The following is a 25,047-nucleotide window of genomic DNA, read 5'->3' as shown; positions in this document are numbered from 1 at the left end:
CCTTATTGCGGCTTCAGCATGGCGATCATGAAGTCTTTGGCGCTTTCCACCTTGCCCTGCTGGATGGCAGCGGCCGGGTCAACGTGCTTTGGACACACTTCGGAGCAGTAACCGACAAAGGTACAGCTCCAGACGCCATTCTGGCCGTTGAGTTGCGCCATGCGCTGCTTCTGACCGTGATCGCGGTTATCCAGGTTATAGCGGTGCGCCAGGGTGATCGCCGCCGGGCCGATAAATTCCGGGTTCAGACCGAACTGCGGGCAGGCGGCATAGCACAGACCGCAGTTGATGCAGCCGGAAAACTGGTGATATTTGGCCATTTGCGCCGGGGTCTGCACGTTAGGGCCATCTTCCGGTTTGCGGTTGTTGCCGATGATATAGGGCTTAATCGCCTCCAGACTTTCGATAAAGTGGGTCATATCGACCACCAAATCGCGCTCGATCGGGAAGTTGCCCAATGCTTCCACCTTCATGCCGCCGGTGTATTCGCGCAGGAAGGTTTTGCAGGCCAGTTTTGGCACCCGATTAACCATCATGCCGCACGAACCACAGATCGCCATGCGGCATGACCAGCGGTAGGAAAGGTCGGGCGCCAGGTTATCCTTGATGTAGCCCAGCGCATCGAGCAGTGAGGTTTGCTCGTCATAAGGCACCGCAAAGGTTTCGAAATGCGGCTCGGCGTCGCGTTCCGGGTTATAGCGCATGACCTCGATTTTCAGGGTGTTCATCTCAGCCATTTGCCTGCTCCTTATCCTTTTTATCCTGCGCGTCGGCTTCAGCGCCGTACACACGTTTGGCCGGTGGCAGTTTGGTGATCTTCACGTCGCTGTATTCCAGTCGCGGTGCGCCATTCGGGTTATGGAACGCCAGCGTATGTTTCAGGAAATTGACGTCGTCGCGCTCGGTACAGCCTTCGTCCAGGCGTTGGTGTGCGCCGCGCGATTCTTTGCGGTTGAAGGCGGAGTGCGCCATACATTCCGCCACGTCCAGCCCGTAACCCAATTCGATGGTGTACAACAGATCGGTATTGAACACGCTGGATCTGTCGGTGATTTTGACGCGCTTGAAGCGCTCTTTCAGCTCTGCCAGCTTATCGATAGTCTTTTGCATCAGCTCCGGCGTGCGGTAGATGCCGCAGCCTTCTTCCATCGACAGGCCCATTTCATCGCGGATTTTTGACCAGTTTTCGTTGCCTTCCTGCTTCATCAGGTTGCTCAACCGGGTTTCGACATCACGGCCCTGAGCATCCAACGCGCTCCCATTAGCCGGGCTGCTTTCCAGCGCGCGGCGAGCGGCGTTCTCCCCGGCTACGCGGCCGAACACCACCAGTTCCGCCAGCGAGTTAGAGCCGAGGCGGTTGGCGCCGTGCAGACCGACGGAAGAGCATTCGCCGACGGCGAACAGCCCTTTAATGCGGGTTTCGCAGTTCTGGTCGGTTTCAATGCCGCCCATGGTGTAGTGCGCGGTCGGGCGCACCGGGATCGGCTCTTTCACCGGATCGACGCCGACGTAGGCCTTCGCCAGCTCACAGATGAACGGCAGACGTTCCAGCAGTTTCTTTTCTCCCAGGTGGCGCAGATCCAGATAGACCACGTCGCCGCGCGGGGTGGCGATGGTGCGGCCGGCGCGCCATTCGTGCCAGAAGGCCTGTGAAACCTTGTCGCGCGGACCGAGCTCCATATATTTGTTTTTCGGTTCGCCCAGCGGCGTTTCCGGGCCCATGCCGTAATCTTGCAGATAACGATAGCCGTCCTTGTTCACCAGAATGCCGCCTTCGCCACGGCAACCTTCGGTCATCAGGATACCGGAGCCCGGCAGGCCGGTAGGGTGATACTGAACGAACTCCATATCACGCAGTGGAATGCCGTGGTGGAACGCCATGCCCATGCCATCACCGGTGACGATGCCGCCGTTGGTGTTGTAGCGGTATACGCGCCCGGCACCGCCGGTAGCCATGACCACCGCATTGGCGCGGATCTGCACGCGGGTGCCTTCCATCATGTTCATCGCCACCAGGCCACGGACCTGGCCATCATCCACCAGAATGTCCAGCACGAAGTGTTCGTCGAAACGCTGGATTTGCGGGTATTTGAGCGAGGTCTGGAACAGGGTGTGCAGCATATGGAAGCCGGTCTTGTCGGCGGCGAACCAGGTGCGTTCAATCTTCATGCCGCCAAAGCGGCGCACGTTGACCGAGCCGTCCGGTTTACGGCTCCACGGGCAGCCCCACTGTTCAAGCTGAGCCATCTCACGCGGGCAGTTGTGGACGAAATGATCGACCACGTCCTGCTCGCACAACCAGTCGCCACCGGCAACGGTGTCGTGGAAGTGGTAATCGAAACTATCGTGATCCTGAGTGACGGCGGCGGAGCCCCCTTCGGCGGCCACCGTATGGCTGCGCATCGGGTAGACTTTGGAAATCAGGGCGATTTTCAATTGAGGGTTGGCTTCCGCTGCGGCTATTGCTGCACGTAAACCAGCACCCCCGGCCCCAATAATGGCAAGATCGGCGTTAAAGGTTTGCACTGCATTCCTCCAATATTCTTGTTAAGAAAGGCAAATTAAATATCTATGCTTAATATTTATAAAAATGCTTCGGACACTAACTAATTGAGCCGATTGATGTTGCATAAAGACTGAGTGTAGATATCTCCCACCAATTATGTGGAATTAACTATACCTAATGTTAAGTAGAAGAAATTTGATGTGATCGATTGTTTTGTCTTTTAGCTATTGGCTGGAAGAATTATTGCCTTCAAGGGATATTTAACGTTTATTCACCTTTTATTAACCTTATTGCTACTCGTTTGTGAGGAATTACCGTCGTGAAAGGTGCCCGGCTGTTAAGAATTTGTTTGCATGCCTGGATACGAGTAGACTGCATCCCCTGTTTGATTTCGGAGTAATTACCATGAGCGAAACGGCAAGCTGGCAGCCAAGTGCACCCATCGCCAATTTGTTGAAACGCGCAGCGATCCTGACTGAGATCCGGCGTTTCTTCGCCGATCGTGGCGTATTGGAAGTTGAGACGCCAACCATGAGCCAGGCGACGGTTACCGATATCCACTTGTTCCCGTTTCAGACGCGTTTTGTCGGCCCGGGGGCGGCGGATGGCCTGACGCTGTACATGATGACCAGCCCGGAATATCACATGAAGCGGTTGCTGGCGGCGGGTAGCGGCCCGATCTATCAGATGGGGCGCAGTTTCCGTAATGAAGAGGCCGGTCGCCATCACAACCCGGAATTCACCATGCTGGAGTGGTACCGCCCACATTACGACATGTACCGGCTGATGAATGAGGTGGATGATTTACTCCAGCAGGTGCTGGATTGCGGCAGTGCGGAAACCTTGTCCTATCAGCAGGCTTTCCTGCGTCATCTGGATATCGATCCGCTGTCGGCAGAAAAAGCGCAACTGCGTGAAGCGGCGGCCAAGCTCGATCTGAGCAACATTGCCGATACTGAAGAAGACCGCGATACACTGTTGCAACTGCTGTTCACCGTCGGCGTTGAGCCGTATATCGGCCGTGACAAACCGGCGTTCGTTTATCACTTCCCGGCCAGCCAGGCAGCATTGGCGGAGATCAGTACCGAAGATCACCGCGTGGCGGAGCGTTTTGAGGTGTATTTCAAGGGGATCGAACTGGCGAATGGCTTCCGTGAACTGACCGACAGCCGCGAACAGCGTCAGCGTTTTGATCAGGATAACCGTAAACGTGCTGAACGCGGTTTGCCGCAGCACCCTATCGATAACAACCTGCTGGACGCTTTGCAGCACGGTATGCCGGAATGTTCCGGCGTGGCGTTAGGGGTTGATCGGCTGGTCATGCTGGCATTGGGCGCCGAGAGCCTGAGCGAAGTGCTTGCCTTCCCGGTAGGGCGCGCATAACCGTTTTACCCGTCGCCTTTCAAGCCGCCGCGTTGTTGGCTGCAACTTGAAAGACTGAGGGATATATTGTGGTGATAAAAGGGTTCGGCGTTGCATGGCACGCCGAACCCTTTTTGCATTGTGCGCTTACAGGCTGCCTGATTCGCGTTTGGTATTGGGTGGCGGTGTGGACGGCGGAGTACGGCCATTGCTGGTCAAGCGTGACAGCGTTTCGCTGCGCACCTGGAATGGCGGGTACGGCAGGGTAATGCCGTGTTCGCGGTAGCCGGCCAGAATCAACTGATGGATCTCGTGGCGCAATGGCATGCGATGGCCCATCTCGGCCGCATAGATGCGCATCTCGAAGATCTGAATGCCCTGTTGCAGGTCGACCAAATAAACCTCCGGCGCCGGGGTGTCCAGCACCAGCGAGCAGCGCTCGGCGGCGTTGAGCAGGATCTTGGTCACCTCTTCGCTGTTGGCATCGCCCGGTGCCGGCACCGTCAACACCACACGGGTCAGGTTGTCCGACAGCGACCAGTTGACGAACTGCTCGGTGATGAACGCCTTGTTCGGCACGATGATCTCTTTGCGATCCCAGTCAGAAATGGTGGTGGCGCGAGTGTTGATCTTGGTGACGGTGCCGGTCAGGTTTCGGATCGTCACCGTATCGCCAATGCGGATCGGCTTCTCGAACAAAATGATCAAGCCGGAGATGAAGTTGGAGAAAATCTCCTGCATGCCGAAGCCCAACCCCACGCTGAGCGCGGTGACCACCCACTGCAGTTTCGACCATTCGATGCCGATCCAGGAAAAACTGAGGATGGCGCCGAACAGCAACAGCAGATACTTGGTAATGGTGGTGATGGCGTAGCCGGTGCCCGGTGTCAGATCAAGGTGCTGCAACACCGCCAGTTCCAGTAGCGCCGGCAGGTTACGGACCAACTGCATGGTGACGATCAGCACCAAAATGGCGATCAATACTGCGCCCAAAGTGATCGGATGCGCCGTTTCCACCCCGTTGACCGTCGAGGTTACGTCCCACAGGGAGATGTTTTCAAGGAAGGCGAAGGCGGAATGGATCTCCGACCACAGCACGATCACCGATACCAGCGCGATCATCGTCAGGATCGAACGTACCAGCCGCAGAGACTGGGCGCTGATGGTGTCCAGATCGATCTCAGAGTCATCCACATCCATCGATCCTTCGGTGCTGTTTGGCGTATGCGGCGTTTCTTCTTCGCCGCGCGCACGCTGGGCCAGAATATCGGCGCGGCGCTGTTTGGCGCGGTCAAAGGCGATGCGCCGCCGTTGGATTAACATCCAGCGGCGAATAATATGGTAAATCACCAACAGGAAGAACCAGATCGCCACCGAGGTTTCCAACCGTGCCAGCAGCGCCTGCGAGGTGGTCAGGTAACCGACGGCGGAGGCCAGTGCGGCAAGCACCGGCGCCGACAGCAGCAACCCCCACAGCGCGGTATTGACCATGTTCTCGCCGGAGCCTTTCTTGTCCAGATAAAGCGGGATACCGGCGCGCTTGAGGCTGTTGGTCACGATGGCCAGCGCCAGGCACAGCAGGATAAAGCACAGCCGCCCCAGCGTGTTGGCAAACTCGCGCTCTTTCAGGCTGTCGAAAGTGATCAACGCCATGATCAACGGCACGATCAGCCAGATCGACATCTTGTAGTAACGCATGGCGCGTGAAACCTGCTTCACCGGCCAGCGGAAGTGCACGATAAACAGCCCCTGCGGATGAGCGAAGGCGGCGCAGATCATACAGATCCACAGGATCGGCAGCGTTGCGGTGACCCCCTTGCCAATCGCCTCGGCTACCGGATAGTTCCAGGCGCTTTGCAGGCCAAACCCGAGCGCTGCCCACAACACCGGCAGCGGCATTGCCACCAGAATCGACCAGAATACGGTGCGCATCGTCAGGAAGAACTCGTCCTGCGTCACCTTGCCGACCCGGCTGTTGGCGCGCGCCAGGAAGGCGTGATAGTGCCTGCGTGAGCTGATGCTGAAAATCACCAGCAGCAGGGCACCGAAGATCGGGATCAACGTTTCTTTGCTGGTCACCATCATCATGAAGGCACCACCCAGCTGCGCCAGCGTATCCAGCGACAGCAGGCGTGTCAGATCGTGCGCCACGTTAATCGGATAAGACAGGGTGATCGGGTTGACGTCCGGTACCCAGAACAGATAGCGGTGGGTGGCGTCCTTGATCTCGTTCAACGCCTCAATCAGTTGGGTGTTGGCTACCTTCAGTTTGGTCAGTTCGAGGATCTGGGTATCGCAACCGGAAAGCAGCGAATTCAGCAACTCACGCTGGGTGCGCAGCTGGGCTTCAACGATGCGCCGCTCCGCGCTGGTCAGTTCGCTGCCGTCGTCACGTTTGAACTCACGCTGGGAAAGCTTCTCCAGTTGGCTTTCAAACTGCAGGCGTTGTACGCGCAACTGGGCCATATCGCCATCCAGCTGCTGCGGTTTTGGCATTTCCGGCAGCGTTGCCACCTGGGCTCGCAGGGTTTCCCCCAGCGCCGACGACGAGCCGAGCCACTGGGCCTGTTCGATAATGGTGCTCAGCGCCTGACGCACCTGCAGCGTTTGCGCGGCGGCCTGGCGTTGTTGAGATGAGATCAGATCCATACGCTGCGCCTGATTGTTCAGGGCGGCGGACAGTTCACGGTTGATTTGCAGCTGTTGGCTGATGCTTTTCGGCAGATCGCCGTTTTGCTCCGCCAACTGCTCGGTTTTTTCCAATGCCAGTTCGGCTTCACGTTGGCGCTGGGCGTTAAGGTTGTTGCGCAGGGCCTGCAGCTGGACGTCGATCTTCTCGTGGCGTTTCTTGTACACCTCGGCGCGCATTCGCGCCAACTCCTGGCGGTTGTTGGCCGACAGCTGCGCCAGTTCCAGCTCATCCACCTTGGCTTTGCGCGCCGCGGCTTCCGTCTGCAACAGTGCCAGAGCCGACTGTGCGTGCGGGGTGGTAGGATTGGCGGGCTGAGCTTGCAGACGACGCTGCACTTCGGTCAACGAGCGGCGTGCATCGGTCTGCTGCTGCGGCAATTGGCCGAGTGAATCGCTGATCTCCCTTGTGCGCTCCTGTTCTTGTTGCAGCAGACGCGCCTGTTCCAGCAACAGGCTGCTGGCCTGGAGGATCTGTTGCTCCAGATCGCTGGCCGGCAGGTCATCGCCATTCGGCAGGATTTTGTTGTCTTCCAGCGTCAGCTGATGGCGCAGTTCCTGCGTCATCTTCGGGAAATCGTCGATCACCCGTTGATACTGTTCGGAGCGCGTCATTGACTCCTGGCGCTCCGACAGCCAGTTGAGGGCGCTTTGCAGCGCCTCGGTGGTTTCCGCCTGATTAGGCGCGTTTTTGTTGCTCTCTGCCTGCTTCAGCTCCTGCTTGAGCTGAGCCTCTGTAGGCACCGTGGCGGCCAGCACCGGTTGAGACAGTAAACAACCGAGCAGTAGCGTGATAATCAGGCGCACGGCGTCAATTCCTTTAGATCTGCGGCGTTTCAGCGGCTGGTGCAGCCGGGATTTCGGCAAAGGCTTCACCCATGCGGGTGACGGTGCCGTTATTCAGCTGCGGAGCGAACTGCACGCTGCCTGGGGTAAACAGGTTGATGACCGTGGAACCGAGCTTGAAGCGGCCCATCTCAGCGCCTTTTTCCAGTACGATTGCGCCTTCAGTGCCTTCTGCCGGATAGGTCCAGCGTTTGATGATGCCTTCGCGCGGCGGCGTTACGGTGCCGGCCCAAACGGTTTCAATGCTGCCGACAATGGTGGCCCCCACCAGGATCTGCACCATTGGCCCGATAGCGGTATCAAATACGCAGATCACGCGCTCATTGCGCGCGAACAGGTTCGGCACGTTGGCGGCAGTCAGCGGATTTACCGAGAACAGATCGCCCGGCACATAAATCATTTCACGCAGCGCGCCGGCGCACGGCATATGGACGCGGTGATAATCACGTGGGGCCAGGTAAGTGGTGGCGAACAGGCCATTGCGGAACGGCTCTGCCAGCAAGTAGTTGCCGGCCAGCAGCGCTTCCAGGCTGTAGTGATGGCCCTTGGCCTGGAAGATTTGATCTTCGCGGATCGGGCCGAGCTGGCTGATAGCGCCGTCGGCAGGCAGTGCCAGCCAGTTGGCTTCGCCGATGATGGGACGCGCGCCATCACGCAGCGGGCGCACGAAGAATTCGTTAAAGGTGGCGTAGGAGGTCAGCTCTGGCTGTTGCGCTTCCTGCATATTCACGCGGTAGTAGCGAGCGAAACCCTTAAGTACAAGCTGGGTAAGCCAGCCGGCTTGTTTGTCTGCGCCCCAGCCGGCCAGACGGGTCAGTGCCAGCTTCGGTAACCAATACTGCAATTTTATCTTGATGCTATCCAGCACATTAACCTCTTGAATCAGGGTAAAGGGCGCGCATTGTAACGGTGGCGCTGCCACTGTCAACGCCCGCCCGCAACGATCAGTCTGCGGCGTCCGTGAGGTTTTTGCGAACCTTCACCTGCGCCATGCTTTCCAGAATGCGGTGGTAGTTGTCGAAACGCTCTTTGGCGATATCGCCTTTTTCCACCGCCGCGCGGATGGCGCAGCCTGGGTCGGTGTCATGGCGACAGTCGCGGAATTTACATCCGCCTAAATAGTCACGGAATTCGACATAGGCTTGGGTGATTTGTTCCGGATCCAGATGCCACAGACCAAATTCACGTACTCCCGGCGAGTCGATCACATCACCGCCGTGCTGGAAATGGTACAGCCGCGCGGCGGTGGTGGTATGTTGCCCCAGGCCGGAGACATCGGAAACCTGATTTACCAGAATTTGCTTATCGCTTGGCGGCAGCAGGGCGTTCAGCAGGCTGGATTTGCCCACACCGGACTGGCCGGCGAAGATACTGATACGATCGGCCAGAGCCTGTTCAAACGCCTCCATGCCTTCGCGCGTCTGGCTGGAGACTTCCAGCACCCGGTAACCGATATGGCGGTAAATCGCCATCATGCCGTCGACGACCTTGCGCGCCGGCGGATCCAGCAGATCGATTTTGTTCAGCACGATCAGCGGTTCGACCTCGAGCGTTTCGCACGCCACCAGGTAGCGATCGATCATATTCAGCGAAAGCTCCGGCAGGATCGCCGAAACGATAACGATCTGATTGATATTGGCGGCGATCGGCTTCACGCCGTCGTAGAAATCGGGGCGGTTCAGCACCGAGGTGCGCTCGTGCACCGCCTCGACGATGCCCTTGACCCCTTCATGAGCACCTACGCCGGGACGCCACACTACGCGATCGCCGGTTACCAGCGAACGCAACGTGCGGCGAATGTTGCAGCGATGCTGGGTGCCATCCGCGGCTTCAACATCTGCGTGCATGCCGAAACGGCTGATGACGATGCCGTCTTGCGGCTCCCCCAGTTGGGAGTCATCCAGTTCCGGTTTGTTATCAGTGCGCTTCAGGCGACGCTGATGGTTCGCCTGTACGCGGCGTTGTTGACCTTTGGACAGTTTGTTCTTAGTCACTGCGCCTCACTTGAATCGGCTTTTATCGCTCGTGGCGACCAAAAAGGCTATGATACACGCTATTTTATATTAAATAACCGTTGTTAGCCGCTACGCACCGCGTATCGCCGCCGGCAAACAGCCGGCACCGGTCGCTGCCTTGCCCACGCTTTGTTTATCTTTCGGCTTTTACGCAGGAAATATCATGACAGGAAACGAAAACAACCTGATTTGGATCGATCTGGAGATGACCGGGTTGGATCCGGAGCGCGATCGCATTATCGAGATCGCCACGCTGGTTACCGACGCCAATCTGAACATTCTCGCTGAAGGACCGACAATCGCCGTCCATCAATCCGACGAACAGCTCGGCCTGATGGATGACTGGAACGTGCGTACCCATACCGGCAGCGGGCTGGTGGAACGGGTGAAGGCCAGCCGTTTCGACGATCGCGCCGCCGAACTGGAAACCATCGCTTTCCTCCAGCAATGGGTGCCGGCGGGCAAGTCGCCAATCTGCGGCAATAGCATCGGTCAGGATCGCCGTTTCCTGTTCCGCTATATGCCTGAACTTGAAGCCTACTTCCATTACCGCTATCTGGACGTCAGTACGCTGAAAGAGCTGGCGCGCCGCTGGAAACCGCAAATTCTCAGCGGCTTTAAAAAGCAGGGTACCCATCAGGCCATGGATGATATCCGCGAGTCTGTGGCCGAACTGGCCTATTACCGCGAGCATTTCATCCAGTTGTGATGGTCGCTCGGGCCCCTTTGGGGGCCCTGTACCGTGAAAAGCTTTCGATTTCGCCGCTTAATTAGCCAGTTTGACGCTTTAATCGGCAATCAAACAAAAATCGCGTTTTTTTGCTTTCAGGGGCTTGCGGCAAAAAGGATTTCTCGTATAATGCGCACCCCGTACCGATGAAGAATTTCGTTTAGTTCCGACATCGCTACGCCGGGCGGGAATAGCTCAGTTGGTAGAGCACGACCTTGCCAAGGTCGGGGTCGCGAGTTCGAGTCTCGTTTCCCGCTCCAAATTCAACAATGTTGCTTATGCGGCATGATGAATAAAAAAGTTTTAAGAAGTACCCATGCGACGCGGGAATAGCTCAGTTGGTAGAGCACGACCTTGCCAAGGTCGGGGTCGCGAGTTCGAGTCTCGTTTCCCGCTCCAAAAAATTCAAAGGCCATGTTGTTGTTTGATGGCCGGATGCTCAAAGCATCTCAATGCGGGAATAGCTCAGTTGGTAGAGCACGACCTTGCCAAGGTCGGGGTCGCGAGTTCGAGTCTCGTTTCCCGCTCCAATTTTATCTTCGATTTATCTCAACCCAACGCCTTCAGCGGCGCGGTTTTTTGCCTCCCCGTACACACCCTGTCGAAATGTTGTGAACAGAGTTATCCACAGGTAACGCTCATAATACCCGCAGTTCAAAAAATCAACGCCATAGAAATGAAATATATATCCAATTGATTTTTGGCTATATTTTTTTATCGGAAAACGTTATGCCGATCACTTGCTCTTTTTGTTGCACTTGAAAGACAAAGCATTTTTATTTTTATGCACAAATCCACAGGGCGACTATCGGGGACGGAACGACGGATCCGACGTGGTTTTACGCATCCCTCGGTAATCCTTTTTCCACAGCCCGTATCAATCGTTTTTTCTGCGTCGTTTGCACTTCTATGCCCTGCGCTGCGCGTCGCGCCAACTGTTGATCAAGCGCCCAGTCAATATGTTCGTCCAGCATGGGGTCTTGGTGACACCGGGAGCGCAGCGCTATCACTACGGCATCCTGATAAGGGGCATTGCCCAGCGCCACGGCAATATTGCGCAACCAGCGCAAATGGCCGATACGCCGGATAGCGGAGCCTTCGGTGATGCGCAGGAATTTCTCTTCCGTCCAGCCGAACAGTTCAATCAACTGCGGCGCATGCAGCGCAGCGCGCGGGCTGAAATCATCTTCGTCGGTGAGCTGGGAAAAGCGATTCCACGGGCAGATCAGCTGGCAGTCATCACAGCCGTAAATGCGGTTACCCAGCAGCGGGCGAAATTCTTCCGGGATGGCACCCTCAAGCTCGATGGTCAGATAAGAGATGCAGCGGCGAGCGTCCACGGTGTAAGGAGCGACAATCGCGCCGGTTGGGCAGGTGGTGATGCAGGCGACGCAGCGGCCACACTGTTCCGGCTGCGGTTTATCCACCGGTAGCGGCAGATCGATCAGCAGTTCTCCGAGAAAGAACCAGGAACCGGCTTCGCGATTGAGAATAAGTGAGTGTTTACCAACCCAGCCAATGCCGGCCTTGGAGGCCAACGCACGCTCCATCACCGGGGCAGAATCGACAAAGGGACGAAAGTTCAGCTCGCCGCAGTAGGCCTGGATCTGATCACCGAGCTTTTTCAGCCGCTGGCGCAGCAATTTATGGTAGTCCCGCCCCAGCGCATAGCGGCTGACATAACCCAATTTCGGATTATTCAGGGTGCTGGCAAAGGCCGCTTTCGCCGGCAGGTAATTCATGCGCACGCTGATCACCCGCAGCGTACCGGGCAGTAGCTCATGCGGCCGTGCGCGCAGCATGCCATGGCGCGCCATCCACTCCATTTCGCCGTGATATTGCTTGTCCAGCCATGCCTGCAACCTGGGTTCTTCGCCGCTCAGATCGGTATCGCAAATGCCTACCTGCTGGAATCCTAGCGATTGCCCCCATTGCTTGATATGTTGGGCGAGTTGATTGAGATCGAGGGGGTGTGTCATGACGGGCCACAGTGAAAAACAATACACCGACAGTTTATCACACTCTGTCTGGTCTGCGGACTGGATCCGACAGGCAGAACCTGTCGCCGCCGCTTCGCTCGGCATTTCACTCTACGATTTGATGCAGCGTGCCGGTGAGGCGGCTTACGCCCTGGCGTGCGACCAATACCCGGCCGGCAGTCACTGGTTGGTGCTGTGTGGTCACGGTAACAACGGCGGTGACGGTTATGTGGTCGCCAAACTTGCAGCCGCCGCCGGCGTAAAGATTACTTTGATTGCCTGCGAGGGCTCGCGGCCCTTGCCCGCTGAGGCCGCCGCCGCCCGGCAGGCCTGGCTGAACGCCGGGGGTGAAATTCATCCGGCTGACAGCCGCTGGCCTGAAAGTATCGATCTTATTATCGATGGCCTGCTCGGCACCGGGCTGAATACCGCACCGCGCTCACCTTACAATGCCCTGATTGAGGCTGCTAATCGCAGCTCAGCGCCGGTTATCGCGCTTGATATCCCCTCCGGGCTGTTGGCGGAAAGCGGCGCTGCGCCCGGCGCGGTCATCCGTGCGATGCATACCCTCACCTTTATCGCCCTCAAACCGGGTCTGTTAACCGGCCAGGCACGTGATTGGGTCGGGCAACTTCATCAGAGTAGGCTAGGATTATCGGGCTGGTTGGCAAAGCAACCGGCGCAGATTCATCGGGTTACCGCAAATTCATTACCCCAGTGGCTGAAGCCGCGCCGGCCTTGTTCGCATAAAGGTGAGCAAGGGCGTTTGCTGCTGGTGGGCGGCGATCACGGTTTTGGCGGGGCCATACGCATGGCGGCAGAGGCCGCGCTGCGCAGCGGTGCAGGGTTGGTGCGAGTACTCACTCACATTGAGCATATCGGGCCACTGCTTACCGCCCGCCCTGAGCTGATGGTGCAACGTCTGAGCGACGATACGCTGCAACAGGCGCTCAATTGGGCAGATGTTGTGGTGGTGGGGCCGGGGCTGGGCCAGGGCGAATGGGGTCGGAATGCACTGAAAGTGCTGCAAGCCAGTGATAAACCGGCGTTATGGGATGCCGATGCGCTGAACTTGCTGGCATTAAATCCCGAGAAGCGTCAGAATCGCGTGATTACCCCGCATCCTGGGGAGGCTGCGCGCCTGTTGGGGTGCAGTACCGCTGATATTGAGAGTGATCGCTTACTTGCAGTGCGCAAGCTGGTGGCGCATTACGGTGGCGTGGCGGTATTGAAAGGTGCCGGTACGCTGATTGCCGATGACCGGGGCGAGATGGCGATAGCGGACGTTGGCAATGCGGGCATGGCCTCCGGCGGTATGGGGGATGTGCTGTCGGGCATTATTGGCGGTTTGCTGGGGCAAAAGCTCTCGCTGTATGATGCAGCCTGCGCGGGGTGTGTAGTGCACGGCGCAGCTGCCGATCGCGTGGCGGCAAGACAAGGAACAAGAGGGATGCTGGCGAGCGATTTATTGCCTGAAATCCCTTATTACGTTAATCCTGAGTTGGCATAATAGAAACTATCGAATGAAAGAACTCGTTTTACCTCTGCCGGATGAGGCAGCGACTGTCGCATTGGGTGCCGCCTTGGCCAAGGCGTGCGATCGCGCCAGCGTAATTTATCTTTACGGTGACCTGGGTGCCGGTAAAACCACCTTCAGCCGTGGTTTTCTGCAGGCTTTGGGGCATCAGGGCAATGTTAAAAGCCCAACTTATACGCTGGTCGAGCCCTATGCTCTGCAGCCACTGGCGGTATACCATTTTGATCTGTATCGGCTAGCCGATCCGGAAGAACTCGAGTTTATGGGGATTCGCGATTATTTTGCGCAGGATGCCATTTGCCTGGTTGAATGGCCACAGCAGGGTACCGGCGTGTTGCCGGATCCGGACCTGGAGCTGCACCTCAGCTATCAGGATCAGGGGCGTGAGGCAAAAATTCAGGCGGTTTCCGCCTACGGTAGCCAGCTTTTAGACCGTATCCACGGGCCACAGGAATGACGCCGCAATGACGTATGCGTTGAAAAAATTACTCATAATTACCTTGATCGCCGTATTGGGGCCGTTTGGTGCGGCCAATGCGCTGGCTGCATCGTCGCTGTCTGACATCAAAGTATCCAATGCTCAGCGAGAAGCCACGGTATCGGTGAGCTTCAATGGCCCGCCGGATTATGCCTTCTTCCCGCTGCACGGCCCGGACCGCGTGGTTCTGGATGTTAACCAAAAAGGCAAGGTTGGCGGCCTTCCGCTGAATTTCAGCGGGCAGAACCTGGTAAAGAGTATCCGCTCCAGTACGCCGAAAGATGCTCAGAGCGTGCGGTTGGTCTTTGATCTGACCCAGCGTTCGAAGACCCGCGTCGCTACGCGCCAGAATGGCGGCATTTATACCGTCGTATTTACCATTGCCGCTGAGGGCAGCGCCAACACCAATGTGGTGCGCAGAACCCCGGTGGCTACACCTGCTCCGGCCCCTGTAGTGGTCCGCGAGCCGGTACGTAAAACGCCGGTAATGAGCGAGCCTGAGGCCGAGCCTGAACCGGTGCGCAGAGCGCCGAGCGGCTCCAATCCTTTCACCAATAAACCCAGCGTCGTATCGGGTACCGCATCGGAAATTACGCCGCGCAGCAGCCGCGTTTCCGTAGGTTCCGGCGATCGGGTCGTGGTGGCGATTGATGCCGGCCATGGTGGGCAGGATCCGGGTGCTATCGGCCCGAACGGCCTGAAAGAAAAAAATGTCACCATCGGCATAGCCCGCCGTTTGCAGGCCATGTTAGATGCCGATCCGCAGTTCAAACCGGTGCTGACGCGTACAGGCGATTACTTCATCTCGGTGATGGGGCGTTCTGACGTGGCGCGTAAACAGGGTGCCAATGTGCTGGTCTCCATTCATGCTGACGCCGCGCCAAACCGCAGCGCCAACGGGGCCTCGGTTTGGGTGCTGTCCAACCGCCGCGCCAACAGCGAGATGGCAGGCTGGCTGGAACAGCATGAGAAACAGTCTGAGCTGCTTGGCGGTGCGGGTGATTTGCTGGCTAACAGCCAGGCCGATCCTTACCTGAGCCAGGCGGTGCTGGATCTGCAGTTCGGCCACTCGCAGCGAGTGGGCTACGATGTTGCGGTAAAAGTATTGCAGCAGTTGCAGAGCGTGGGTTCATTGCATAAACGCCGACCGGAACACGCCAGCCTTGGCGTGCTGCGTTCGCCGGACATCCCATCGCTGCTGGTGGAAACAGGGTTTATCAGTAATAGCACGGAGGAGCGGCTGCTGGGCAGTAGCGCGTATCAGGATAAAATTGCCAGGGCGATCCACAATGGCCTGCGCAGTTATTTCCTGGCGCATCCGCTACAAGCCGACCCAAAGGTGGAAAACCGCCCGCTGGACGTCGCAGCGGCGGTTAAAACTCCAGCCCCAACTCGCTCAGTCGCCAAAGCGAAACCCAGCGTGAAAAAAGCGTCAAAACATAAAGTGACGCGCGGTGATACGTTGTCATCCATTGCTTCCCGTTATGGTGTCAGCGTCGGTGACCTGAAGCGCGTGAATAAACTGAAGTCGGACGTCGCGCCGCTGGATCGGACGCTGACCATCCCGCAGGCCTAGCGCCAACATGACAGGAGCCAGTATGCCCATCCAGGTGTTACCGCCACAGCTCGCCAACCAGATTGCCGCCGGCGAAGTGGTCGAGCGGCCCGCGTCGGTGGTGAAAGAGCTGGTGGAGAACAGTCTGGATGCCGGGGCGACGCGCATCGATATCGATATTGAACGCGGCGGCGCCAAGCTGATCCGCATTCGCGATAACGGTTGCGGCATTGGCAAGGAAGATCTTGCCCTGGCGCTGGCTCGTCATGCCACCAGTAAAATCAGTACCCTCGACGATTTGGAAGCGATTGTCAGCCTCGGTTTTCGCGGCGAAGCGCTGGCCAGTATCAGTTCGGTTTCACGTTTGACGCTCACCTCGCGCACCGCAGAACAAAGCGAAGCCTGGCAGGCCTATGCCGAAGGCCGCGATCAGGCGGTGACGGTCAAGCCGGCGGCGCACCCGACAGGCAGCACGTTGGAAGTGCTGGACTTGTTCTACAACACCCCGGCGCGCCGCAAGTTTATGCGCACCGAAAAAACCGAATTCGGTCATATTGATGAAGTCGTGCGGCGCATTGCGCTGGCGCGTTTCGATGTGGCGATAAACCTCAGCCACAATGGCAAACTGATCCGCCAATACCGCGCCGCGAAAGACGAGAGCCAGCATGAACGCCGTCTGGGCAGCATTTGTGGGCCGGCTTTTTTGCAGCATGCGTTGAACATCTCCTGGCAACATGGGGACCTGACCATTCGCGGTTGGGTGGCCGATCCCGCCGGCGCCCGCCAACTGGGCGAAATGCAGTATTGCTACGTCAACAGCCGCATGATGCGCGATCGCCTGATCAACCACGCCATCCGCCAGGCTTATCAGGATCAATTAAAAGACGATCAGCAGCCCGCTTATGTGCTGTATCTCGAGGTAGATCCCCATCAGGTTGACGTGAATGTTCATCCGGCCAAGCATGAGGTGCGTTTTCATCAGGCGCGGCTGGTACATGATTTTATCTATCAGGCGGTCACCACCGTACTGCAGCAGGTTGGCAATGTCCCGCTGCCGCTGGCGGATGAGCAGGCCCAGGAACAAGCCCCGGCCTGGCAGCCGGAAAACCGCGTCGCCGCCGGCGGCAACCATTTCTCGCAGCCTGCGCCACGTCGCGAGCCTCAACCGGCTGAACCTGCGGTTGCGCGTGAACCAGCGCCACAGCCGGCTTATCACGCGGGCAGCGGTTATCAAAAGCGTGAAGGGGAGCTGTATGGCAAGTTGTTGCAGGCCGCTCCCGCCGCCGAGCCGCGCCAGGAAACGCCGAAACAGCCGCTGTTCCCACCGGTGAAAATCGAGCAGGAAACGCCACTGGCGGGCAGCCAGCACAGCTTTGGTCGGGTACTGATGATTCATCCGCCGTGCTATGCGCTGATAGAAAGTCGCCAACGGCTGATGTTGCTGAACCTGCCGGTAGCCGAACGCTGGCTGCGTCAGGCTCAGCTCAGCCCGTCGGAAGATGGCCTGCGGCCACAGCCGCTGCTGATTCCCATTAAACTGACATTGAATAAAAACGAGGCGGCTGCCTGCGTGCGCCATCAGCCGCTGCTGGTCACTATGGGGCTGGATCTGCAGTCAGATCATGGGCGTGTGACGCTGCGCGCAGTACCTTTACCATTACGCCAACAAAATTTACAAAAACTGATACCCGAACTGTTAGGCTATCTGGCCGAGCATCAGGAGATGTCGCCCGCGGTGTTAGCCACCTGGATCGCCCGCCATTTAGGCAGCGAGCACGAACAGTGGAACGCCTCGCAAGCGATACAATTGCTGACCGACGTTGAACGACTTTGCCCGCAGTTGGTCAAATCACCTCCGAGCGGACTTTTACAACCTGTTGATTTACAGGCTGCACTGACAGCCCTTAAGCATGATTGAAACTGAAATGACATCACGTCCCCCGGCTATTTTTATCATGGGGCCGACCGCCTCCGGCAAAACCGCTTTGGCGATCGCGCTGCGTGAGCGCCTGCCTGTGGAACTGATCAGCGTGGATTCCGCACTGATTTATCGTGGTATGGATATCGGCACCGCCAAGCCGAGCGCCGAAGAGTTGGCGCAGGCTCCGCACAGGCTGATTGATATCCGCGATCCCGTTGAAGCCTACTCAGCAGCGGATTTTCGCGCCGATGCGTTGAAAGAGATGGCTGCCATTACCGCCGCAGGCCGCATCCCGCTGCTGGTGGGGGGCACCATGCTCTACTTCAAGGCGCTGCTGGAAGGATTATCGCCGCTGCCGTCCGCCGATCCGGCGGTGCGAGAACGCATCGAACAGCAGGCGGCAGAGCAGGGTTGGGACGTTTTGCACCGTCAGTTACAAGAGATTGACCCGGTTGCGGCAATGAGAATTCATCCGAATGATCCGCAGAGACTGTCCAGAGCACTGGAAGTTTTTTTTATTTCGGGTAAAACTTTAACGGAACTGACTAAAATTTCGGGTGAATCGTTGCCGTATCATGTTCACCAGTTTGCGATAGCACCGACCAGCCGTGAGTTGATCCATCAACGCATCGAGCTGCGGTACCATCAAATGTTGGCGGCAGGTTTTGAGACGGAAGCGCGTGCACTTTTTGCACGGGGTGATTTGCATACGGATTTGCCTTCCATTCGCTGTGTCGGTTATCGCCAGATGTGGTCATATTTGTCTGGCGAAATTAGTTACGATGAGATGGTTTATCGTGGTATTTGCGCAACGCGTCAGTTGGCCAAGCGCCAAATGACCTGGTTACGGGGCTGGAACTCGGTACATTGGCTGGACAGCGAGAAGCCGGGAGAGGCTTTGGACTCGGTAATACAGGTTGTTAGTGCATAGGTTGAGTGATTGTGTACAATTGATGAGTATTCAGCGCGCAAATTTTTTAGGTCGTTTATTTTAGAGCCGACAGGTTCTTAGTTACAAACAACAAGCAAATAAGGAAAAGATAGAATGGCTAAGGGGCAATCTTTGCAAGATCCGTTCCTGAACGCATTGCGTCGTGAACGTGTTCCGGTTTCTATTTATTTGGTGAATGGTATTAAGCTGCAAGGCCAGATTGAGTCTTTTGACCAGTTTGTCATCCTGTTGAAAAACACGGTGAGCCAGATGGTTTATAAGCACGCTATCTCTACCGTTGTTCCGTCACGCCCGGTTTCGCACCATAGCAACAATCCGAGCGCCGGCACCAGTAACTATCACCATGGTAACAACCCGTCTGCGCCGCAACAGCCGCAGCAGGAAAGCGATGACGCTGAATAAAGCGCGTTGCGAGTCAACCATGACGGGGAGCATAAGCAGCCGCGGGCTGTTTATGTCCCCCAAACTCGCGGTATATGTCCGTTTGAGAGGTTGCACGCTTGTTTGACCGTTATGAAGCCGGTGAGCAGGCCGTCCTGGTTCATATCTATTTCTCGCAAGACAAAGATACGGAAGATCTCAGTGAGTTCGAATCCCTGGTGTCCTCAGCGGGTGTTGAAGCTTTGCAAGTGGTTACTGGCAGCCGCAAAGCCCCACATCCCAAGTACTTTGTAGGCGAAGGAAAGGCCGAAGAAATTGCAGATGCGGTAAAAGCCAGTGGCGCATCTGTTGTCCTGTTTGATCATTCCCTTTCCCCGGCGCAGGAGAGAAATCTCGAACGCCTGTGTGAATGCCGTGTGATCGATCGCACCGGGTTGATTCTAGACATCTTTGCCCAGCGTGCCCGTACTCATGAAGGTAAGCTGCAGGTAGAGCTGGCGCAATTGCGTCATATCGCCACGCGTCTGGTTCGTGGCTGGACGCACCTTGAACGTCAAAAAGGGGGGATTGGCCTGCGCGGGCCGGGGGAAACCCAATTAGAAACCGACCGTCGTCTGTTGCGTGATCGTATTAGCTTGATTTTACGCCGCCTGGAGCGGGTAGCCAAGCAACGTGAACAGGGCCGACGTGCGCGTACCCGTGCTGAAGTGCCGACCGTATCTCTGGTGGGCTACACCAACGCCGGTAAATCTACTCTGTTTAACCGAATAACGTCTGCCGATGTGTATGCGGCGGACCAGCTATTTGCCACCCTGGATCCCACTCTGCGCCGTATTGACGTGGCAGATGTGGGCGATACCGTGTTGGCGGATACCGTAGGCTTTATCCGGCACCTGCCGCACGATCTGGTAGCCGCCTTCAAGGCGACGCTGCAGGAAACGCGTCAGGCGTCTCTGCTGTTACATGTAATCGACGCCGCGGATACCCGCGTTGATGAAAACATTGAAGCGGTAAACACCGTGCTGGCAGAGATTGAATCGGATGAGATCCCTACACTGTTAGTGATGAACAAAATAGATATGCTGGATGATTTTGTCCCGCGTATCGACCGCAACGATGAAAACTTACCGATCCGGGTGTGGCTGTCCGCCGCCAGCGGTGAAGGTATCCCGTTGCTGTATCAGGCGTTGACGGAGCGCTTATCGGGGGAAATCGCGCAATATGAGCTGCGCTTACCGCCACAGGCAGGCCGTCTTCGTAGCCGTTTTTACCAGCTTCAGGCAATTGAGAAAGAGTGGAACGAAGAAGACGGCAGCATCGGCATGGTGATTCGTATGCCAATTGTCGAATGGCGTCGCCTCTGTAAACAGGAACAGGACCTGATTAACTTTATAGTATGATCATATCCTGTTACATTTGAGCTTCGCGTAAGCCTGAAGTACCCAATCACAGAATATGGAGCTAAAACATGGCGTGGAATCAGCCCGGTAATAACGGACAGGACCGCGACCCGTGGGGGAGCAGCAATAATAATGGCGGCAACTCTGGCGGTAACAACAAAGGCGGTCGCGAGCAAGGACCTCCTGATTTGGACGATATCTTCCGCAAGCTGAGCAAGAAACTGAGCGGCTTGGGCGGAGGCAAAGGTTCCAACAGCAATAACAGCGGCGGCACCGGTACCTCAGGTCCGGGTTTCAGCAGCCGTATTGTCGGCATTGCTGCGGTTGCGGTGGTGGTGATTTGGGCCGCCAGCGGCTTCTACACCATTAAAGAAGCTGAACGCGGTGTAGTCACTCGTTTCGGCAAGTTCAGCCACCTGGTGCAACCGGGTCTGAACTGGAAACCGACCTTCATCGACGAAGTTCGTCCGGTCAACGTGGAGTCCGTGCGTGAACTGGCGGCTTCCGGCGTGATGCTGACCTCCGATGAGAACGTGGTGCGCGTGGAAATGAACGTGCAGTACCGCGTGACCAATCCGGAAGCCTATCTGTTCAGCGTGACCAGTGCCGACGACAGCTTGAGCCAGGCCACCGACAGTGCCCTGCGTGGCGTTATCGGCAAATACACCATGGACAAGATCCTGACAGAAGGCCGTACTATCGTGCGTAGCGATACCCAACGCGTACTGGAAGAGACCATTCGTCCGTACAACATGGGGATCACGCTGCTGGACGTCAACTTCCAGGCTGCCCGTCCGCCGGAAGAGGTGAAAGCCGCATTTGACGATGCGATTGCCGCGCGTGAGAACGAGCAGCAGTACATCCGTGAGGCAGAAGCTTACGCCAACGAAGTTCAGCCACGTGCTAACGGTCAGGCGCAGCGTCTGCTGGAAGATGCGAAAGCGTATAAAGACCGTACCGTCCTGGAAGCTCAGGGTGAGGTAGCGCGCTTTGCCAAACTGTTGCCGGAATACAAATCCGCCCCGGAAATTACCCGTGAGCGTCTGTATATCGAAACCATGGAAAAAGTCCTGAGCCACACCCGCAAGGTGCTGGTGAATGACAAAGGCAACAACTTGATGGTGTTACCGCTTGAGCAAATGCTGCGTGGCCCTGCCGGCGCGGCGGGTGACGGCAGTAAAGACACCAGCCTGATTCGTCTCAACCCCGCTCCGTCTGCCAACAGTGGCGCCAGCTCGAACAGCCAGCGTAGCAACAGCGGCTCGGTCATGGACCAACGCCGGGCGAATGCGCAGCGTGACGACACCACTCGCGTAGGGAGAGAGTAATCAATGCGTAAGTCTTTTGTAGTTATCGTCCTCGCGGTGCTGGTGGCGCTGTACGCCTCCCTGTTCGTGGTGCAAGAAGGCCAGCGTGGCATCGTGCTGCGTTTCGGCAAGGTACTGCGTGACAGCGACAACAAACCGTTGGTGTATGCGCCGGGTCTGCACTTCAAGATCCCGTTTATCGAATCAGTGAAAACGCTGGACGCGCGTATCCAGACCATGGACAACCAGGCTGACCGTTTCGTGACCAGCGAGAAGAAAGACCTGATCGTCGATTCTTACCTGAAATGGCGCATCAGTGATTTCAGCCGTTACTATCTGGCCACCGGCGGCGGTGACGTTTCGCAAGCCGAAGTGTTGTTGAAACGTAAATTCAGTGACCGTCTGCGTTCCGAGATTGGTCGTCTGGATGTGAAAGACATCGTGACCGACTCGCGCGGCAAGCTGATGTCTGACGTACGTGACGCGCTGAACACGGGTACCGTTGGTGATGGCGAAGAAGTGGCAACCACCGAAGCTGATGATGCCATTGCTTCTGCTGCGGCCCGCGTTGAGAAGGAAACCACCGGCAAACTGCCGAAGGTTAACCCGAACAGCATGGCGGCACTGGGTATTGAAGTGATCGATGTGCGTATCAAGCAGATCAACCTGCCGGCGGAAGTGTCTGACGCAATCTACCAGCGTATGCGCGCCGAGCGTGAAGCGGTAGCCCGTCGTCACCGTTCACAAGGTCAGGAAGAAGCTGAGAAGCTACGCGCGACTGCGGACTACGAAGTGACTCGTACGTTGGCGGAAGCCGAACGTACGGCGCGTATCACCCGTGGTGATGGCGATGCGGAAGCCGCCAAACTGTTTGCTGCCGCATTCAGCCAGGATCCGGACTTCTATGCCTTTATCCGTAGCCTGCGTGCCTATGAAACCAGTTTCAGCAGCAACAACCAGGACGTGATGGTACTGAGCCCGGACAGCGATTTCTTCCGCTACATGAAGTCGCCTGATTCCACGCGCAAGTAACCGCGACAGGTAAATCTTTGGGGCCCGTTTAACCGCGGGCCCTTTCTTTTTTGGGGTGAGGCATGAATTCAACGATCTGGCTGGCGCTTGGGCTGGTTTTGGTGCTTGAAGGGCTGGGGCCGATGCTGTTTCCACAGGCCTGGCGTAAAATGGTACTGGCGATGACCCAGTTGCCTGACGCTACGCTGCGGCGATTTGGCGGTGGAATAGTGGTTGCGGGCTGTGTGATCTACTACATGTTGCGTAGCCGCACGGGGGTTTAAAGTTTAGCCTAAAAAAGACGCAATCGTATGCTGAAAGTGCTGAAAATCGAAAATTACGGTGGTAGAATCCATTTTTAAGCAACCGGTGATTTTGAAAATGGGTAAGAACGTCGTCGTACTGGGCACCCAATGGGGTGACGAAGGTAAGGGCAAGGTCGTAGACCTGCTGACTGAACGGGCTCAATATGTTGTGCGCTACCAAGGTGGCCATAACGCTGGCCACACTCTGGTTATTAACGGTGAGAAAACCGTCCTTCATTTAATTCCTTCAGGCATTCTGCGTGATAACGTGACCAGCATCATCGGCAACGGTGTAGTTCTGGCGCCAGACGCATTGATGAAAGAAATGGGTGAACTTGAAGCGCGCGGCATCCCGGTACGCGAACGTCTGTTACTGTCCGAAGCCTGCCCGCTGATCCTGCCTTATCACGTTGCGCTGGATAACGCGCGTGAGAAAGCGCGCGGTGCGAAAGCTATCGGCACCACTGGTCGCGGTATCGGCCCGGCTTACGAAGATAAAGTTGCCCGCCGCGGCCTGCGCGTTGGCGATCTGTTCAACAAAGAAACCTTCGCCGTTAAGCTGAAAGAAATCATCGATTACCATAACTTCCAGCTGGTTAACTACTACAAAGTTGAAGCCGTTGATTATCAGGCCACTCTGGATTACGTACTGTCCATCGCCGATATCCTGACCGCGATGGTTGTTGACGTTTCCGAACTGCTGGACGGCGCGCGCAAGCGTGGCGATCTGATCATGTTCGAAGGCGCTCAGGGTACTTTGCTGGATATCGACCACGGTACTTATCCGTACGTAACCTCTTCCAATACCACTGCCGGCGGCGTTGCTACCGGTTCAGGTATTGGTCCGCGTTACGTGGATTACGTGCTGGGTATCGTTAAAGCTTACTCTACCCGCGTGGGTGCAGGCCCATTCCCTACCGAGCTGTTCGATGAAACCGGTGAATACCTGTGCAAACAGGGTAACGAGTTCGGCGCTACCACTGGCCGTCGTCGTCGTACCGGTTGGCTGGACGCCGTAGCGGTTCGCCGCGCAGTGCAGATCAACTCCTTGTCCGGCTTCTGCCTGACCAAGCTGGACGTGCTGGATGGCTTGAAAGAAGTGAAAATCTGCGTGGGTTACCGTATGCCTGACGGCCGCGAAATGGACACCACGCCGCTGGCTGCAGAAGGTTGGGAAGGTATCGAGCCAATCTACGAAAGCATGCCGGGCTGGAGCGACACCACCTTTGGCGTGAAGGAACACAGCAAACTGCCACAGGCAGCGCTGGACTACATCAAGCGTATTGAAGAATTGACTGGCGTACCGGTAGATATTATCTCTACTGGCCCAGATCGTAGCGAGACCATGATCCTGCGCGACCCGTTCGACGCATAATCCTGCTTTGCTGCAATAAACGAACCGGGCATGTCCCGGTTTGTTTTTATCATTATTCTCCCCGATTGCGGTTTCACGTCAAAAAATCCTTTCTTTAACCCGCTCCAGAGCCTGGGATGCGCTAAATAATTAGCGGCGAACTCTCCGGCTGGTTTATTATCCAATAAGTAATCTTTTGAATAATGCCGAAAATCGGCTTGTCAGACGGGTAAAAAGAGACCCAGAGGTAGATGTGCAGTTAACAAGTTTTACTGATTATGGCCTGCGGGCGTTGATCTACATGGCCTCGCTGCCACCGGACAAAATGACCAGCATTTCGGAAGTTACCGAAGTCTATGGCGTGTCCCGTAACCATATGGTGAAGATCATCAATCAGTTAAGCCGGGTTGGGTTTGTGACCGCCGTGCGCGGAAAGAACGGTGGCATCCGTTTGGGCAAACCTGCCGAGACCATTCGCCTCGGCGACGTGGTAAGGGCGCTGGAGCCGCTCTCGTTGGTTAACTGCAACAGTGATTTTTGCCACATAACCCCTGCCTGCCGCCTGAAGCAGGTGCTCCACCAGGGCGTACAGAATTTCCTTGAAGAGCTGGATAGCCACACGCTGGCCGATATGGTCGAAGACAATCCACCGCTCTACAAGCTATTGCTTGTCGAATAAAGCGTCGCTGAGAAGACAAGGCTCAGCGGCACCCTGCTGAT

The 25,047-nt window shown here is 56.7% G+C and carries 20 protein-coding genes and 3 tRNA genes; 17 read left to right on the top strand and 6 right to left on the bottom strand.

The genetic code is table 11. The features are described 5' to 3' along the window. Positions 1-2: 2 nt before the first annotated feature. Together D4100_RS14360 and frdA are read right to left on the bottom strand one after the other, a co-directional pair. Positions 3-737 carry a succinate dehydrogenase/fumarate reductase iron-sulfur subunit gene (locus D4100_RS14360; protein WP_006322025.1) on the bottom strand — a complete coding sequence of 245 codons (735 nt, stop codon included), beginning with the start codon at positions 735-737 and terminating at the stop codon, positions 3-5. Then, positions 730-2,526 carry a fumarate reductase (quinol) flavoprotein subunit gene (frdA, locus tag D4100_RS14355; protein WP_006322024.1) on the bottom strand — a complete coding sequence of 599 codons (1,797 nt, stop codon included), beginning with the start codon at positions 2,524-2,526 and terminating at the stop codon, positions 730-732. Before frdA ends, D4100_RS14360 begins: the two co-directional genes overlap by 8 nt. 385 nt (positions 2,527-2,911) lie before the next feature. Here frdA and epmA point away from each other — a divergent pair, with 385 nt between their 5' ends. After that, the gene (gene epmA / locus D4100_RS14350; RefSeq protein WP_006322023.1) at positions 2,912-3,889 is read left to right on the top strand and encodes an elongation factor P--(R)-beta-lysine ligase; all 978 of its coding nucleotides are present in this window, start codon (positions 2,912-2,914) and stop codon (positions 3,887-3,889) included. Between the two features lie 126 nt (positions 3,890-4,015). Here the strand turns inward: epmA and mscM are convergent, their stop codons facing one another. The 3 genes from mscM to rsgA form a co-directional block, all read right to left on the bottom strand. Further along, positions 4,016-7,363 carry a miniconductance mechanosensitive channel MscM gene (gene mscM / locus D4100_RS14345; RefSeq protein ID WP_006322022.1) on the bottom strand — a complete coding sequence of 1,116 codons (3,348 nt, stop codon included), beginning with the start codon at positions 7,361-7,363 and terminating at the stop codon, positions 4,016-4,018. 13 nt (positions 7,364-7,376) lie between these two features. Further along, complete coding sequence (asd, locus tag D4100_RS14340; RefSeq protein WP_006322021.1) at positions 7,377-8,270, bottom strand: archaetidylserine decarboxylase; 894 nt, start codon at positions 8,268-8,270, stop codon at positions 7,377-7,379. 76 nt (positions 8,271-8,346) lie between these two features. After that, positions 8,347-9,396 (bottom strand): small ribosomal subunit biogenesis GTPase RsgA, encoded by a 1,050-nt coding sequence (gene rsgA, locus D4100_RS14335; RefSeq protein ID WP_004952676.1) that lies wholly within the window; start codon positions 9,394-9,396, stop codon positions 8,347-8,349. Positions 9,397-9,580: 184 nt separating this feature from the next. On the opposite strand from rsgA, the gene orn reads away from it, so the two are divergent. The 4 genes from orn to D4100_RS14315 all read left to right on the top strand — a co-directional run bounded on the left by orn (position 9,581) and on the right by D4100_RS14315 (position 10,677). Beyond that, the gene (gene orn, locus D4100_RS14330) at positions 9,581-10,126 is read left to right on the top strand and encodes an oligoribonuclease (protein WP_006322014.1); all 546 of its coding nucleotides are present in this window, start codon (positions 9,581-9,583) and stop codon (positions 10,124-10,126) included. A gap of 205 nt (positions 10,127-10,331) precedes the next feature. Next, positions 10,332-10,407 (top strand) — tRNA-Gly (locus tag D4100_RS14325). Between the two features lie 63 nt (positions 10,408-10,470). After that, a tRNA-Gly gene (locus tag D4100_RS14320) sits at positions 10,471-10,546 on the top strand. A gap of 55 nt (positions 10,547-10,601) precedes the next feature. Continuing rightward, positions 10,602-10,677 (top strand) — tRNA-Gly (locus D4100_RS14315). A gap of 309 nt (positions 10,678-10,986) precedes the next feature. Here D4100_RS14315 and queG read toward each other — a convergent pair. Further along, positions 10,987-12,126 carry a tRNA epoxyqueuosine(34) reductase QueG gene (queG, locus tag D4100_RS14310; RefSeq protein ID WP_119804631.1) on the bottom strand — a complete coding sequence of 380 codons (1,140 nt, stop codon included), beginning with the start codon at positions 12,124-12,126 and terminating at the stop codon, positions 10,987-10,989. On the opposite strand from queG, the gene nnr reads away from it, so the two are divergent. The 12 genes from nnr (at position 12,125) to nsrR (ending at position 25,006) form a co-directional block, all read left to right on the top strand. Beyond that, positions 12,125-13,636, top strand: a complete 1,512-nt coding sequence (nnr, locus tag D4100_RS14305) for a bifunctional ADP-dependent NAD(P)H-hydrate dehydratase/NAD(P)H-hydrate epimerase (protein WP_119804630.1) — start codon at positions 12,125-12,127, stop codon at positions 13,634-13,636. The two genes, queG and nnr, sit on opposite strands and share 2 nt — an antisense overlap. Positions 13,637-13,649: 13 nt before the next feature. Beyond that, positions 13,650-14,120: a tRNA (adenosine(37)-N6)-threonylcarbamoyltransferase complex ATPase subunit type 1 TsaE gene (tsaE, locus tag D4100_RS14300; RefSeq protein ID WP_006317431.1), complete on the top strand. Its 471-nt coding sequence runs from the start codon at positions 13,650-13,652 to the stop codon at positions 14,118-14,120. A 7-nt stretch (positions 14,121-14,127) separates the two neighbouring features. Then, complete coding sequence (gene amiB, locus D4100_RS14295) at positions 14,128-15,717, top strand: N-acetylmuramoyl-L-alanine amidase AmiB (protein WP_119804629.1); 1,590 nt, start codon at positions 14,128-14,130, stop codon at positions 15,715-15,717. Positions 15,718-15,739: 22 nt separating this feature from the next. Beyond that, on the top strand, positions 15,740-17,614 hold the full coding sequence (gene mutL / locus D4100_RS14290) for a DNA mismatch repair endonuclease MutL (protein WP_006317443.1): 1,875 nt from the start codon (positions 15,740-15,742) through the stop codon (positions 17,612-17,614). Then, positions 17,607-18,548 (top strand): tRNA (adenosine(37)-N6)-dimethylallyltransferase MiaA, encoded by a 942-nt coding sequence (gene miaA / locus D4100_RS14285; protein ID WP_006317444.1) that lies wholly within the window; start codon positions 17,607-17,609, stop codon positions 18,546-18,548. The genes mutL and miaA overlap by 8 nt, the downstream gene beginning before the upstream one ends. A gap of 114 nt (positions 18,549-18,662) precedes the next feature. Then, positions 18,663-18,971 carry an RNA chaperone Hfq gene (hfq, locus tag D4100_RS14280; RefSeq protein WP_004952704.1) on the top strand — a complete coding sequence of 103 codons (309 nt, stop codon included), beginning with the start codon at positions 18,663-18,665 and terminating at the stop codon, positions 18,969-18,971. Positions 18,972-19,069: 98 nt separating this feature from the next. Next, positions 19,070-20,350, top strand: a complete 1,281-nt coding sequence (gene hflX, locus D4100_RS14275) for a ribosome rescue GTPase HflX (protein WP_006317445.1) — start codon at positions 19,070-19,072, stop codon at positions 20,348-20,350. 68 nt (positions 20,351-20,418) lie between these two features. Then, positions 20,419-21,678 (top strand): FtsH protease activity modulator HflK, encoded by a 1,260-nt coding sequence (gene hflK, locus D4100_RS14270; RefSeq protein ID WP_006317446.1) that lies wholly within the window; start codon positions 20,419-20,421, stop codon positions 21,676-21,678. A gap of 3 nt (positions 21,679-21,681) precedes the next feature. Beyond that, positions 21,682-22,689, top strand: coding sequence for a protease modulator HflC (hflC, locus tag D4100_RS14265; RefSeq protein WP_006317447.1), 1,008 nt, complete (start codon positions 21,682-21,684; stop codon positions 22,687-22,689). A gap of 62 nt (positions 22,690-22,751) precedes the next feature. Next, the gene (locus tag D4100_RS14260; protein ID WP_006317448.1) at positions 22,752-22,952 is read left to right on the top strand and encodes a DUF2065 domain-containing protein; all 201 of its coding nucleotides are present in this window, start codon (positions 22,752-22,754) and stop codon (positions 22,950-22,952) included. A 97-nt stretch (positions 22,953-23,049) separates the two neighbouring features. Next, positions 23,050-24,348, top strand: coding sequence for an adenylosuccinate synthase (locus tag D4100_RS14255; protein WP_006317449.1), 1,299 nt, complete (start codon positions 23,050-23,052; stop codon positions 24,346-24,348). Positions 24,349-24,580: 232 nt separating this feature from the next. After that, positions 24,581-25,006, top strand: coding sequence for a nitric oxide-sensing transcriptional repressor NsrR (gene nsrR / locus D4100_RS14250; RefSeq protein ID WP_004952720.1), 426 nt, complete (start codon positions 24,581-24,583; stop codon positions 25,004-25,006). Positions 25,007-25,047: the final 41 nt, after the last annotated feature.

Origin of the sequence: Serratia inhibens, assembly GCF_003591175.1 — a bacterium.
GTDB lineage: Bacteria > Pseudomonadota > Gammaproteobacteria > Enterobacterales > Enterobacteriaceae > Serratia > Serratia inhibens.
Note: the sequence above shows the minus strand (reverse complement) of the source record. Positions and strands in the feature narration are given on the sequence as shown.

Coding starts and splice junctions, on each gene's coding strand:
- hflK (WP_006317446.1), top strand. CDS start 20,419: ATGGCGTGGAATCAGCCCGGTAATAACGGACAGGACCGCGACCCGTGG.
- queG (WP_119804631.1), bottom strand. CDS start 12,126: ATGACACACCCCCTCGATCTCAATCAACTCGCCCAACATATCAAGCAA.
- epmA (WP_006322023.1), top strand. CDS start 2,912: ATGAGCGAAACGGCAAGCTGGCAGCCAAGTGCACCCATCGCCAATTTG.
- miaA (WP_006317444.1), top strand. CDS start 17,607: ATGATTGAAACTGAAATGACATCACGTCCCCCGGCTATTTTTATCATG.
- tsaE (WP_006317431.1), top strand. CDS start 13,650: ATGAAAGAACTCGTTTTACCTCTGCCGGATGAGGCAGCGACTGTCGCA.
- D4100_RS14260 (WP_006317448.1), top strand. CDS start 22,752: ATGAATTCAACGATCTGGCTGGCGCTTGGGCTGGTTTTGGTGCTTGAA.
- mutL (WP_006317443.1), top strand. CDS start 15,740: ATGCCCATCCAGGTGTTACCGCCACAGCTCGCCAACCAGATTGCCGCC.
- D4100_RS14255 (WP_006317449.1), top strand. CDS start 23,050: ATGGGTAAGAACGTCGTCGTACTGGGCACCCAATGGGGTGACGAAGGT.
- hflC (WP_006317447.1), top strand. CDS start 21,682: ATGCGTAAGTCTTTTGTAGTTATCGTCCTCGCGGTGCTGGTGGCGCTG.
- nnr (WP_119804630.1), top strand. CDS start 12,125: ATGACGGGCCACAGTGAAAAACAATACACCGACAGTTTATCACACTCT.
- amiB (WP_119804629.1), top strand. CDS start 14,128: ATGACGTATGCGTTGAAAAAATTACTCATAATTACCTTGATCGCCGTA.
- orn (WP_006322014.1), top strand. CDS start 9,581: ATGACAGGAAACGAAAACAACCTGATTTGGATCGATCTGGAGATGACC.
- D4100_RS14360 (WP_006322025.1), bottom strand. CDS start 737: ATGGCTGAGATGAACACCCTGAAAATCGAGGTCATGCGCTATAACCCG.
- hfq (WP_004952704.1), top strand. CDS start 18,663: ATGGCTAAGGGGCAATCTTTGCAAGATCCGTTCCTGAACGCATTGCGT.